This is a genomic window from Flavobacterium soyae (genome assembly GCF_021245985.1).
Taxonomy (GTDB): domain Bacteria; phylum Bacteroidota; class Bacteroidia; order Flavobacteriales; family Flavobacteriaceae; genus Flavobacterium; species Flavobacterium soyae.
In genome coordinates, this window is record NZ_JAJQXA010000012.1 from 1 (window position 1) to 14316 (window position 14316).

Annotated in this window: 10 protein-coding genes; 2 read left to right on the top strand and 8 right to left on the bottom strand. The window is 34.4% G+C overall.

All coding sequences use genetic code 11. From position 1 onward, the window contains the following. Positions 1-440: 440 nt before the first annotated feature. The 4 genes from LUU93_RS15370 to susR all read right to left on the bottom strand — a co-directional run bounded on the left by LUU93_RS15370 (position 441) and on the right by susR (position 6481). The gene (locus LUU93_RS15370) at positions 441-1577 is read right to left on the bottom strand and encodes an acyltransferase family protein (protein WP_232682053.1); all 1137 of its coding nucleotides are present in this window, start codon (positions 1575-1577) and stop codon (positions 441-443) included. A gap of 63 nt (positions 1578-1640) precedes the next feature. Beyond that, entirely contained in the window at positions 1641-2285 is a 645-nt protein-coding gene (locus LUU93_RS15375) for a DUF1349 domain-containing protein (protein ID WP_232682054.1), read from the bottom strand. Between the two features lie 129 nt (positions 2286-2414). Beyond that, entirely contained in the window at positions 2415-4631 is a 2217-nt protein-coding gene (locus tag LUU93_RS15380) for a glycoside hydrolase family 3 C-terminal domain-containing protein (protein WP_232682055.1), read from the bottom strand. A gap of 206 nt (positions 4632-4837) precedes the next feature. Continuing rightward, entirely contained in the window at positions 4838-6481 is a 1644-nt protein-coding gene (susR, locus tag LUU93_RS15385) for a SusR family glycan utilization regulator (protein WP_232682056.1), read from the bottom strand. Between the two features lie 146 nt (positions 6482-6627). On the opposite strand from susR, the gene LUU93_RS15390 reads away from it, so the two are divergent. Further along, positions 6628-6972, top strand: a complete 345-nt coding sequence (locus LUU93_RS15390; protein ID WP_232682057.1) for a 5-carboxymethyl-2-hydroxymuconate Delta-isomerase — start codon at positions 6628-6630, stop codon at positions 6970-6972. Between the two features lie 288 nt (positions 6973-7260). Here the strand turns inward: LUU93_RS15390 and LUU93_RS15395 are convergent, their stop codons facing one another. Together LUU93_RS15395 and LUU93_RS15400 are read right to left on the bottom strand one after the other, a co-directional pair. After that, on the bottom strand, positions 7261-9519 hold the full coding sequence (locus tag LUU93_RS15395; protein WP_232682058.1) for an acyl-CoA dehydrogenase family protein: 2259 nt from the start codon (positions 9517-9519) through the stop codon (positions 7261-7263). 321 nt (positions 9520-9840) lie between these two features. Continuing rightward, entirely contained in the window at positions 9841-10758 is a 918-nt protein-coding gene (locus LUU93_RS15400) for an EamA family transporter (protein WP_232682059.1), read from the bottom strand. Between the two features lie 100 nt (positions 10759-10858). On the opposite strand from LUU93_RS15400, the gene LUU93_RS15405 reads away from it, so the two are divergent. After that, a complete protein-coding gene (locus LUU93_RS15405; RefSeq protein WP_232682060.1) occupies positions 10859-12283 on the top strand; it encodes an aminotransferase-like domain-containing protein in 1425 nt (474 codons plus the stop codon). 255 nt (positions 12284-12538) lie between these two features. Here LUU93_RS15405 and LUU93_RS15410 read toward each other — a convergent pair whose 3' ends face one another. Together LUU93_RS15410 and LUU93_RS15415 are read right to left on the bottom strand one after the other, a co-directional pair. Further along, a complete protein-coding gene (locus LUU93_RS15410; protein ID WP_311202634.1) occupies positions 12539-13486 on the bottom strand; it encodes a bestrophin family protein in 948 nt (315 codons plus the stop codon). A 71-nt stretch (positions 13487-13557) separates the two neighbouring features. Then, the gene (locus LUU93_RS15415) at positions 13558-14277 is read right to left on the bottom strand and encodes an adenine nucleotide alpha hydrolase family protein (protein ID WP_232682063.1); all 720 of its coding nucleotides are present in this window, start codon (positions 14275-14277) and stop codon (positions 13558-13560) included. Between the last annotated feature and the right edge of the window lie 39 nt (positions 14278-14316).

Below are 14316 nucleotides of genomic sequence, written 5' to 3' on the forward strand. Positions count from 1 at the left end.
TCTTTAAAGACTACTTTTGAAGCTATACACACACCGCAATTTAATCAAATTGCAAGAATTAGGAAAGCGAAAGCTTTCCTTTTTTTATGCCACAAAAAAAGCTGCCTCACTTTTGAGACAGCCTCTTCATTAATCTATTTTACAATTTTTCGAAATGCATATCCGTAGAGACGCACAGCAGTGCGTCTCCGCAAAGTATTGACACAATATTTTAACGCATTTTTGCAAATTCATACAAAATAAAATCATTTTTAATCCTTTTAATCTGTGGCAAAAAAAAGACGCACTGCTGTGCGTCTCTACATAAAAACAAAAAAATAAAGGGATGAAAACATGAAATTTCATCCCTTTTTTGAATATCTATAACTAACAAAATTAGAACTTCAAGATTTTATATACGTTGCGTAGATGCACTGCAGTGCATCTCTACCTTGTACATTTTACGCTATTTTACGTTTTTGAAACTTATTCTGAAGCCAATTTCTAACCGGCTCATCGTATAATTTTAAACATAAATATGCGATTAGAATGCTGGCAATTAAAACACCAATTCCTAAAGCATAACCATCCTGAATTGAAACTTTATTATCGACAACCCAAGCTGTGTACCAATAAATTAACGGATAATGGGTAATGTAAATTGGATACGAAATATCGCCTAGAAGCTTGCATATTTTTGTTGAAAAAGCACTTTTAATCTGCCCGCCTGCTCCAATTGCAACAATAACCGGGAAGATTAAAATGATAACGAAAGATTCGTATAAACCATTCAGCCATATACTGTTTTCATCACCAAATCTTGGTAATGCCAAAATAATTGTGATCAAAATACTGCAAACCCAAAATGCGCCTTTTATGTGAATTAATTTTCCTAAACGGGAAAGTAAAATTCCGGCAAAAAACGGGTATAATAATCGGGTGAAACCAACATTCATTTGTTCCAGGTTTAATGACCATCCGCCAATTACGTCACCTTTTGGGCCAAAAACGGTATAATTAATTAACAGTCCGGCAAATATCAGCACAAAAACTGACAGTACTTTATTCGAAAATCTGCGAAAAATCAGGGCGTACAAGATGTTTGCGATATATTCGAAAAAAAGTGACCAAGCCGGACCATTTAAAGGATGCATTTCTCCCCAGCCTCTAATTTCCATTGAAGGAGGAATTGGCAGTAAGGTAAAACCAATAAACATTGTTAAAATTAATTTCCACACCGGCATTCCTGCAATTTGCGGAAACAATATATCTGAGGCTTGGAAATAATAAAATACAGCACCAATGATCATTCCCATAATTACCATGGGCTGTAAACGAATTAATCGGCGTTTGTAGAATTCCCATTGCGTCATGTTCCCCCAGCGGTCGTCATAAGCATACGCCACAACAAATCCAGATAAAAGGAAAAAGAAGTCAACGGCTAAATATCCGTGATTGATAATTTGTATAAAACGGTTTCCGCCGCTAAAGGTTTCAAAAATGTGAAAAGCAACAACTAAAATAGCTGCAACCCCACGCAAACCGTCGAGAATTTCGTAATGCTTTTTTGGTTTAATATCAGATGAAATTGAACTCATTTGTATTTGGTTTAAGTTAAATTATGATTTATAGGTTCAGTTTTTTGGTATTTGGAATTTAGTTTATTGATGGTTTTTCAGCCACTCTAATCTTCTTTGATCTGGTAAATGTTTTACAGAGAAGTTTTCGAATTTAGCTTCAAAACCTTTTCCATCAGGAGAAGCGGCCATTAATCCAACCATTACGGGTGTGTTGTCTTGTAAAGGAGCATTTCTGGTCATAATGTAATTTTTATCATCAAAAGAGTAAAATACCTCAACAGCATCTAATCTTCTAACTGCTTTAATCCAGACAAATGGCGGTGCTTTTTCAAGAGTGGTTACACTCCAATCGCTTTTGTCGTGTGTTACAACCGTACTGATATTGAATTTTCCATCAACAAATTCTACTCCTGTTTTTATGTAATTTTTTTCATCAATGCGAATCATTAAGCCCATTTGGTCAAAACGTGCGATATAATTTCCGGAAATTTTTACTTTGGCTTCAAATTCGCCGCCGTATGCTGCATAATAAAAAGGTGCATCATCAACGGTAAATCCGTAATGAGAAATTCGCCAGTAATCGCTGTTTGCGGTTACATTCATAATAAGTGCATTATTTTTAATTTCCCATTTTTCAGGTTCATTAAACCACTGCATTTTTTCCAGGCTTTGCGCCGAAAGCTTTTGGAATAAAATAAAAACTGCAGCGAATAATATTTGTTTCATTTTATAAATTTAATTAGGATTAAAAAAACTTCTAACTTATAACATTTCATTTATAACTAAAAATATAAAGCAAAGCTGCAACTTTTTACACCTGCAGCTTTACAACCAACCAATTTAGAAATAATGAAATTATTGAAGTGAGAAACCCACTTTAGATTTTATATCTGCCGAAGATGCACCAATGATTGCTTCAAAAGTACCCGGTTCTGCAACCCAGTCGTGTTTTTTATCATCAAAGAAACTCAAAGCAGTTTTATCGATTGTAAACGTAACTGTTTTTTCTTCTCCCGCTTTTAGCGAAACTTTCTCAAATCCTTTTAATTCCTTAATCGGACGAGGCAATGAAGATTTTAAATCACTGATATAAAGCTGTACCACTTCAGAACCTTCTCTGCTTCCTGTATTTTTTACAGTAACAGAAAACGTGATTTTGTCGCTGCTTGAAATTTGTTTTTTATCAGCAGTTACTTTTCCGTATGCAAAAGTGGTGTAGCTTAATCCATGTCCAAAAGAGAATAATGGTTTTATTTTTTGTTTGTCTGCCCAGCGGTATCCAACAAAAATTCCTTCGTTATATTTTACTTCGTCTCCACCAGGAAATTCTCCTAAAGCGTGTGCTCCGTTATCAGACAATTTTACAGGGAAAGTGAAAGATAATTTTCCGGAAGGGTTTACATCTCCAACTAAAACCGAGGCCAAAGCATTTCCAGCTTCAGTACCTAAAAACCATCCCTGAACAATTCCCGGAACTTCTTTTACCCACGGCATTGCAACCGCATTTCCAGAAATATTTACGTAAATAATATTCTTATTTACTTTTGCTAATTCGCTGATTAACTTATCCTGACCGTATGGCAATCCTAATTCTTTGCGATCGTGTCCTTCATCATCCTGATTTGGGCTTTTATTCAAACCTCCAATAAAAAGAACAATATCAGCATCTTTAGCCACTTTTAAAGCCTCAGCAGTTAATTCAGCTGGAGAACGCTTTTCTTCTAAACTTACTTTTGCCACCACTCCGTTATAATTACTTGTTGGGTCACCAACATAACCGCGGGCGTACACTATTTCAGCCTGACTGCCAATTCTTTTCTTTAAACCTTCAAGAGGCGTAATTTCATATCTTGCTTTTAGAGAAGAACTTCCTCCTCCTACAGTCATCATTTTAATAGCATTTTCTCCAATTACAGCAATCTTTTTAGTTTTAGAAAGGTCAATTGGTAAAATGTTGTTATTGTTTTGTAATAAAACAATTCCTTCCTGAGCAATTTTTAAACCTGCTTTAGCATGTTCTTCAGTTCCAAAAGATCCAAAAGGACGGTTTCTATCCATTGTAGTCAGGAAAGTTAAACGTAAAATACGACGTACTTTTTCATCTAATTCTTTCGTTCCTATTTCCCCTTTTCTAATCATTTCAGAGTATGGTTTTGCTAAGTAATAATTATCATAAGCATTACTTGTTCCCCAGGTAAGTCCGTTTGTCCAGGAACCAAATTCCATATCCAAACCATTATGAATCGCTTGTTTGGTATCGTTTACACCTCCCCAGTCAGAAACTACAACACCTTTAAAGCCCCATTCTCCACGAAGAATATCGTTTAATAAGTATTCGTTGTGGCAGCATTGCTGTCCTTTGTATTTGTTATAAGAACCCATAATTGCCCATACTTCACCATCCTGCACAGCCGCTTTAAAAGCCGGAAGATAAATTTCGTACAACGCACGGTCATCCACCACTACGTTTACTGAGTTACGGTTTGTTTCCTGATTGTTTAAAGCGAAGTGTTTTACACAGGCAGCAACTCCATTAGACTGAACTCCTTTAATATAGGGAACCACCATTTTTGAAGCTAAAAACGGATCTTCTCCCATATATTCGAAGTTACGGCCGTTTAACGGGCTTCTGTAAATGTTTACTCCAGGACCTAATAGTACATTTTTGTTTCGGTAACGCGCTTCTTCACCAATTGATTTTCCGTATAAAGAAGCTAATTCTTTATTCCATGTTGAAGAAAGTACGGTTAAAGCCGGAAATGCAATACAAGAATCATTTGTCCAGCCTGCTTGGTCCCATTCGTCCCATTTTACTTCGGTACGAATTCCGTGCGGTCCGTCGGTCATCCAGTTTTCCGGAATTCCAAGGCGTTTTACACCAGGTGAACTAAATTTTGACTGCGCATGAATCATGGCAATTTTCTCCTCGGTTGTCATTCTTGAAAGCGCATCTTCTACACGCTCACTAATTGGCTTTTTATCATCAAGATAAACCGGAACCTTATTTTGTGCATTCAATCCGAATGAACTCAATAAAACTAAAACAACAATTGTTTTAACGTTTTTAAACATAACTATTAATTTATTTAAGCATTCAATTTAGTTAAAGGTACTAGTGGTCAAATGTACCTTTTAATAATATTGTAAAGCTAAAACGTTATAGTATATTTTGAATTTTTAAACGAAAAAAAGTAGTGAATAAAAAAATTAAAATACTGATTATCAATTTTTTAATAAAAAATATAGAGCAAAAAAAGTAGTGATCTTAAAATAAATCTTTATATTTTCAACGTAATTAAACCTATTTTCATCACCATTTCTTCAAAATCGTTTCTCGAAACTGCCGCTTTATTTCGCGCTCGCGTTCGATAATTGTAAATTGTACTTAAAGAGTAACGAAGAAAGGCTGCAATTTTTACACTGTCGTTAATTCCTAAACGAATCAAAGCAAAAATTCGAAGTTCAGTATTTAGCAATTCTCCCTGCTTTAAAACAATTTGTTCTTCTTTAATTAAAAGCGCATTAAAGTCTTTTACAAAAGTAGGATATAGGTTCAGGAAAATGATATCGAAGTTTTTATACAATTCTTCTAATTCTGTATCAACCAAGGTAGTTGATTTTAGCATTTTATAGATTTCGTCGAATTGTTTTGCCGCTGCTTTTTTATTTAACATGATTCGGTAATTCTCCAGTTTATTGATGTAGGTTGAGCAAAGACTGAAAAAATGCGCAATATATTCTTCCTTGATATGATTCGATTCTGATAATTGTGCGTTACGCTCCTGCAGCTGATTATTGGTTTTGGTAATATCCTGATTTAATTCGGCCAGTTTTTGACTGGTTTCATAGAGTTCTCCACGAATTCTTGAAACCTTTTTCATTTGTTTATAAACGTAAATAACAGCAACAATCAAAAATACAGAAAGCAGACTGATACAAATTAAATAAAGCTGTAATTCTGTTTTCCGCTTTGCTTCTTTTTCTAAATAAACGGTATTAATGATCGAATAAACTTCTGACATTAAAAGTGTACGAAACTGCACATTGCAATAAAGCGCATCTTCAATTGCCGATTGTGTGAGTTTATAGGCCATATCGACATCTTCAATTTCGTAAAAAACCAAAGCCAGTTCCTGCAGTGAAGCATTGTCTTTATTGGCATTTTTAATATCGGCTGTTGCCGAAAGCGCATAATATTTTTTTCGTAATTCCAACTGATGTGTGTTCTCATAAATGCTTCCCAGCAAATAGGTAATCATAGCATATTGCGGATTATCTTCGCTGGCATTTTTCAACAGGTTCATTAATTTTTTTTGAGCAATCACAAGCTTTTGGTGATAAATATCCTGCTGAATTTTATTGATTTGATAATTAATAGATTTTGGGTCTAAAACCATCAATAATGAATCGCGGTATTTTTGAATCTGTTCTAAATATTGTCTGCTGAAACTATTGGCGGCGTAATGCTCAAAAAATTCACGATAAGAAGTATAATAATTGGGAAGCAGTGATTTTGACAATTTATTTTTGTCGATACTTTTTAAAATGGCTTCAGATTCGCGGTATTTCCCTGAAGATGAATAAAGTGTGACCAATTGCAGACTGGCTAAATCTGCTAAATCTTTATTGTGAAGTTCATCGGCAATTTTTAGGTTCTTTTTTACGTATAAAATAGCCGAATCTGAATTGAATTTCTGGTATTCTGTATATAAAGTTTTATTGTAATTGTATTCCTGTTCTTTTGTTAAATCATCAGATTTAATTTTCTTGAAGTTGAGAATTCGTTCTTCTTTTAACCGAACGTAATGCTGCTTGTTTTTTAAAGCAAGATTTAACTTGTCTATAATGTCATCTGTACTTTCCGAAGCCAAAACCGGAAAGCTCATCAGAACGACAAAAAGTAACAAAAGTGGATTTTTCAAACTGCGTTAAAAATAAATGAAACGTACAAATATAATAAAGTGTAAACAGAAAAATGAATTATTTATATATCCGATAAAATAAACGAAAACTGATAATGTTTTTATAATTTTGATTGAAGTGAATTTATAACCTAAACTACTATCAAATGCCAAATTTTATTATCGACTGCTCTGAAAATGTATTAAGATTAAAATCTGCAGATGACATCATGCAGGAAGTTTTTAATTCTGCTTTATCAACAAATCTTTTTACCGCACCAGAAATTAAAGTTCGTATAAATCCTTTTTCACATTATAATAATGGTAATACTTTGAGTGATTTTATTCATGTTTTTGGTTATATAATGGAAGGCCGAAATGAGGAACAAAAAAACAATTTATCAAAAGCAATTGTAACGAAACTAAAAAATTGTCTTCCTGAAGTGAAGTCGATTTCTATGAATATAGACGATTTTCAAAAGGCTGGTTATTTCAATAGTAAGATGATTTGATTGACTTATATGATATAAATTAATTTATCACAAATAACAAGTATTATAATATTACCCGTAATTTTGTCATTCCGAGGAACGAGGAATCGCACTCGAAACTCGACAAAGATTGGCGATCTGCTGTGTGGAATTTCCAGTGTGATTCCTCGTTCCTCGGAATGACAAAACTTTGCGTTAAGCCTTATCAAAAGAAAAACAAACTTTGTCAAAGTTTAAAACTTTGACAAAGTTCTTCTAAAAAATTATAAACCTTATATCACTTATATGATTTAAAAAATGTTTAAAAAATCACACCGCAATTGGCGCCGCCAAACAACTCTCCGGAATATCAAAAGCGTTTACCAATGCCACAGCATCCGGACGAATATCCCAGCAAAGCTGATTAACCAGTTTACGAACCGCTTTAGTTTTTACCGCTTCCATATAACCATCTTCAAGATACCATCCTTTGTTTTTTTCTATCTGCGAAAGCGCATATAATTGATATAATTTGGTCAATATTAGTTTTGAATTTTCATCTTTGATTTCCTTAATTGCTTCCTGAAATTGTTCTAAAACAATACGCTCCAAATAAGCCTGCGCAACATCTATCATTTGATGCTGAACAACATTAAAAGCATCATAAGCTTCTAAACCGCCATCAACCAGTTTTTTGATACGTCTTGCTGCCGAAGCCAGAATTGTTTTTTCTCTGTGTACAAAAGCCTGCAGATGAAATTCGCCATCAAGCAAATGTTCTTCATCAGTTCTTCTTGTCGCAATTGGATTTTTTTCTGTAATAGCCGTTTTGGCATTTTCATACACATAGTTGATAATTCCCAAAGAGCCCATTTTTCCAAAAGCTTTTCTAAATTCAGATAAACGGTTTTTGGCTACCAACTGCATTAAAACAGTATTATCACCTTCAAAAGTGGTATAAATTTCGGTATCATTTTTTAAAGCATTGATTCGGTTTTCAGATAAATAACCTTTACCACCGCAAGCTTCACGGCATTCCTGCAAAATATCTCTTGTACTCCATGTTGAGTACGATTTCATTCCGGCTGCAAGAGCTTCTATTTCCTGCATTTCGGTTTCTGTCCTATTCAAAAATCTTTTGGTTAGGTATTGAAGCGCAAAATGAACAGCGTAAGTTTTTGCTAAATGTGGTAATAATCTGCGTTGGTGCATTCTGTAATTTAAAATTGGAACTTCAGATCCTCCTTCAGGGCCAAATTGCCGGCGCTGGTCGCTGTAGCGAATGGCAATGGTTAATCCCGATTTGGCTGCTGCCAATGCCGAACGCGGAATCCCGATTCTTCCTCCTACCAAAGTTCCTAACATGGTAAAAAACCTTCTGTTGTCACTCGGAATTGGACTTTCGAATTCTCCTTTATCATTAACAGATGCGAAACGATCCAGCATATTTTCTTTCGGAATCACAACATTATCAAAGCTGATAGTTCCGTTATCTACACCGTTTAATCCCATTTTATGCCCGCAGTCACCAATTGTAACGCCATTTATTGTATTTCCGTTTGTATCTCTTAACGGAACTACAAAAGCGTTTACGCCATAATCATGATCGTCGATAATTAGTTTAGCAAAAACAGTTGCCATTTGTCCGTGAACTGCTGCATTCCCGATATATTCTTTTTGAGCATTTTTGTCTGGCGTATGAATTGTAAACGTTTTATTATTATGATTGTATGTTGCTGTAGTTTCTAAACCTTTTACGTTAGATCCGTGATGTGTTTCGGTCATGGCGAAACAACCCGGAAGTTTTAAAGAACCAATATCTTTTAAATATTTTGCATAATGTTTTTCGGTTCCGAGAGACTGAACGCTCATTCCCCAAAGTCCAAACTGAACGCCAAATTTTATCACCAAACTTAAATCGTGATAACTCAGCGTTTCCATAATTGCAAAATAATCTTCTACATTTCCTCCTCCGCCGTATTCCTTCGGATAGGCCATGTTTCCCAGGTTTTCATCGGCTAAAATTTTACACCAGTTGTAAACCTTTTGACGAAAAACATTAATATCTGTCGAAGTTTCGTAAGCAAATTCAGGTCTTGAAATAATTGATTTTACTTTTTTTATGATGTGAGCTTCTTTTCCGTCCAAAAATTCGGTTACTTTTTGGATATCAAAATTGCTTGTTGTCTGCGAATTTGCGGTAAAAGAATCTGCTTTTGTTTTAAAGTTTTGAAGTGCTTCTTCACCTAAAATTCCAAGGTCATTTTCGAGTTTTGTAAAATCTGATTCTAATGATGAAATGTCCAGATCTTTATCTGAAAGTGCTGCAGCAATATCAAAAATTGATTTTATGGATGATTTATCCTGAATACTTTTTTCAATATCCAGTTTCCATTGTGCCAATTCATTTCGCAATGGCGGATTTGAAATATCAACTTTAGAGAGAAGATATTCCTGTTCTTCAAGTGAAAGGGCCTTTTGAGATTTTATAAATTCTTGTAATGTGGCAAATTCTTTTTGAGTTAAAAGATCATCAGACCACACTAAATAAAACAATGGAGTAAAAGCTTGAAGTTTTGCTGGTTTCATATAATAGAGATTCGGTTTTTAATTTTTTTTGCCACAGATTAAAAGGATTAAAGTTTTTTTTTTAGCCACGAATTACACGAATTTTCACGAATTTATTTTTTTTATAGTGATTCTTTAATCAATTGAATTCGTGAAAATTCGTGTAATTCGTGGCAAACTTTCTACACAAAGAAAATAATCCTTTTAATCCGTATAATCTGTGGCCAATATTTCATTTTACTGCATAAAAAAACAGGAATGAAAAATACTCATTCCTGTTTTAAACCCCTGTTAAGATTCTCGTAATTTTACATTTAAACCAATAAAAATACAAGAGTTACTTTATTGAGAATCTTTAGACGACAGGATATATTTTTGTTTTATGGCAAAAATATGATGTGAATTAAAAACTAAGACTGCAATAAAAATAATGCCGTATGCTATAATTTGTACAATACCAAATGGTTCTTTATAAAAAAACATGGCCAGAAGAAAAGCAATCATTGGATTGATGTTTAAAAGCATTCCAACGGTTGAAGAATTTATTCCTGAAAGCGCATATAAATTAAGAAACAAGGGAAAAATGGTAAACAAAATAGCAATAGTTTCGATACAGAAATAAAACCTAAATTCTGTTGGAATTGGTCCGCTGTAAGCTGGGAAAAAAGGCACTAAAAATAAAGCTGCCAAAGTAATATGAAACGTCAGGACTATAAATTTATCAAACCCTTTGTTAACACGCTGGCTTACTAAATAAGATGCATACGTAAAACCAATTATGATGCTGAAAAACATATCCATTATGTTTGCATAAGACAAAAGCAGACAGCCGGAAATACTTAATCCAACTGCAATCCATTGTGTTTTACTTAGTTTTTCGTGCAAAATAAAATAAGCAAGCAATGTGGTTAAAATTGGACAGACTAAATAAGCCAAAGATGTGGCTTTTACGCTGACATGATTCATAACGTAAATAAACGTGAACCAATTGGCCATTAAAAAAACGCTTCCGCCAATGTTTAGCAGAGTCGATTTTCTTTTTTCAGCTTTTGGCATTGCTTTAAAAACTGCTATCGCTTCTTTGACTTTTTTTCGTCTAAATGTAACAGAAATCAGGAGCATTAAAATGCTGCAGCTGAAAACACGATAGAATAAAATATCTAATGAAGGGTAGTCATGTATTGGCTTTAAAACCAAACTGAAAAATCCCCAGATTACAAAACAGGTAATGGCAGCAATATAATATTTTGTTGTTTTCACGACAGTATCTTTTTTACTTTTTTGATGAAACAAATTTCTAAAAAATAAAACAGCAATACAGATACAGTTTTTGTAAATTGCAGCATAACAGTTTGTTTTTATGAAGAGTTCAAATTACTTGTATTTACAGTTTGCCGATGTTATCGAAAATCAGATAAAATCAGGGCTTTTAAGTGTTGGAGACAAACTGCCTTCGATACGGGAAGTCTGTGCAGAAACGGGTTACAGCATGAGTACGGTTAGTAAAGCGTATTATGAAGTTGAAAGTAGATCGCTGATTGAATCCCGCCCGCAGTCTGGTTATTATGTGAGTAATATTTCGGCACGAATAATTGCAGAACCTTCTGCAAGTACGCCAATTTTAACCGTTGAAAACATTGAACGCGAAGATTTAGTCGATTTGGTTTATGGCGATATGCGCAAAAAAAACTTAACGATGCTTTCGCTTGGTTTTCCTTCAAATGAATTACTTCCTATTGCTAAACTAAATAAAGGAATGGTTCAGGCGATGCGGCAATTACCAAACAGCGGTACGAGTTATGAGGAAATTCAGGGAAACAGCAATTTGCGAAAAGAAATCGCACGCTGGTCTTTTACCTGGGGCGGTTCTTTGACCGAAGAGCATATTATTACCACTCCGGGTTGTATTTCGGCTATTTCTGATTGTTTATTGACTCTGACAAAACCGGGAGATACGATTATTACCGAAAGTCCGGTTTATTTTGGAATTCTGCAATTGGCCAGTTCTTTAGGCTTGTATGTGATGGAACTTCCAACGAACATGACAACGGGAATTGAACTGGAAGCGGTTAAAAAAACACTTGCAGCCAATAAGGTAAAAGCCTGTGTTTTGATGAGTAATTTCAGCAATCCGTCTGGAAGCATGATGCCAAATGAACATAAAAAAGAAATTGTTCGCTTAATGGATTTTTATAATGTTCCGTTAATCGAAGATGATATTCACGGCGATTTGTACTTTGGCGCAAGCCGGCCAACGAATTGCAAAACATATGATGAAAGCGGCATTGTGCTTTGCTGCAGTTCGGTTTCTAAATCTTTGGCACCGGGATATCGTGTTGGCTGGGTTTCTCCTGGGAAATTTAAAAAAGAAGTTTTAAGGACAAAATTATATCATACGATCTCCTCACCTACTATTACGCACGAAGTTGTGGGTGATTTTTTGAAAAACGGACGTTATGAAAATCATCTTCGTAAAATTCGTCAAATCCTTAACCGCAACTGCAATAATTATATCAATACGGTTTTAGAATCTTTTCCGGCAGGAACAAAAGTAAGTCAACCACAAGGCGGATTTTTTCTTTGGGTCGAATTAGATCAAAAAATTGATACGGCTGCTTTTTACCATTTGGCTTTAAAACATAATATCAGCATTGCGCCGGGAAGGATTTTCTCTTTTCAAAATCAGTTTTCGAATTGTATGCGTTTGAGTTTTGGGCTTCCGTGGAGTAATGAATTGCGGGAATCTATTCGAACTTTGGGGAGATTGGCTGCGAAACAGTTGTAAAGTTTGTCTTCACGATTAGTTTGTCATTTCGAGGAACGAGAAATCACACTAGAAACTCCGCACAGATATTTGCTAATCTTTGTCGATTTACGAGTGCGATTTCTCGTTCCTCGAAATGACAAACTATGTGTTTTTAAAATAAAAAAAACTCAGAACCTTAGCAGCTTAGAATCTTAGCAACTTCAAAAAAAAGACTGGACAGCGCTAACCAATACACTGTCCAGCCAACAATTAAAGATGACCAAAATTAAAGTCTTATAACACGAAATAAGCGTCTTTTTCGACTTTCTTAGGTTCGTCGTCTAAGTGAAATTCTTTCAGGATATCAAATTCGCTTTGATATTCGTTCAGCATTTGTTTGATATTTTTTTCAATTGTGTTTGCAATTGATGTAACCGGCGTATCTGTTGGCCTGTTTTCAAACGGATCTTGCAAATGTATCGCCATTCTTTCGATCAAAAAGAAAGCAGCTGCAATTGCAGTAATCAACGGAATTGCAAACCAGCTTAATACACTTGTTAACCCAAAAGGCAGTAAGAAAATAAACAAACACAGGGTTAATCTAATATACATACTGTAAGTCGTTGGAAAAATCGTGTTCTTGATTCTCTCACATTTACCCATTTCATCACATAATCGCGATAATGTATTATCGATTTCAACTTGCTGGTACATGTTGATTTTTTTCTCGTTTTTAGCATTTCTAAGGTCACGTGCGTGAAGCATTAAAATGGCATTTGGAACATTTTGATGGTTCTTGATGTATTTAATTTCATCTACACTCATTAAACCTTTTAAGGGTTTTATGGCATCTTTATTTCGAAGTGCCTGACCTAAACTATAACACCATGCGATTTGTCTTTTTGCAAAGTTCTCTTTGAATTCGCTTGCTTCGACAGAAAAATCAGGGTCTTTATAAAATGTCAGTACCTGACGTATTAAGGTTCTTGAATCGTTTACAACTGCTCCCCAAACAATTCGTGCTTCCCACCAGCGGTCGTAAGCCTGATTAGACTTAAAGGCTAATAATAAGGAAATAATGGTTCCAATCATGGTTGGAATCGCAATTGGGATATCTACAGGAAGGTTGATAAAATAATGATGAAATATTTCAAATAATATGGTATAAGCCAGTACGAGAGCAATTTCTATTTTAATTTTCCCGAGAACGTATTTCATTGGTATTCTTTTCTTTAATAACATATTTTCGGTTTTAAATTATTTTTTTAGTCCTTAGTGAATAGTAATTAGTCTTAGAATCAATTATCAATTACTTAAACTGTTTCTTCATACAATGAAAGTACCGGAAGCCCCAGTTTTTCATTAATATTTTGTTTTTTTACTTTTTTAAATTTGATTTTTTCTCCTTTTCGGGTTTCTACCAAAAGGTCAATTTCATATTTTGAAATAGCTTCGGTCAAATAAGGTGCAGCTGCTTCGTAATTATCATCCACTCTTGAAGTCTGGCTTACAATTTCATATGAGAAATTTTCATTTAAAAACTGCTGTACATCTTTTACATGAACATTTGCAGCGCTGTTTTCTATATAAAGTGCTTTTGTAAAATCTTCTTTAAAATCGTTTCCTAAATGCAGAATCGGGCATTTTTGATTTGCCGATAATTGCACTAAATATTGATGAATACGTTTTGTTTCCTGTTTATAAGAATGCGTTAAAACGACTAATTTTACAGCAAAATGTTCAATTATTCCTCTAAAAATTGGAGACGAAAGCCCGTATTGATTGTGAATTTTAATTTTGCAGTTTTTTGTATGATCAATCATATATCTGCAGGTTTCGAGAACTTCTTCCTGACTTTTGGTAAGTCCAGCTCTCATTTCGCGTAAAAAATTAGATGATGAAAATGCATCCGGAGCATCAGAAACCATCATTAAAACAATTTCACAGTCAGCTTCTTTTGCCTGACAAATTGCTGATTTTACAGCAGAAATTGTATCATCTTTTAAAGTTGTGGGTATTAGGAAATTTTTCATATGTATAATCTTTTAGTTTATACATACAAAATAAGGGGC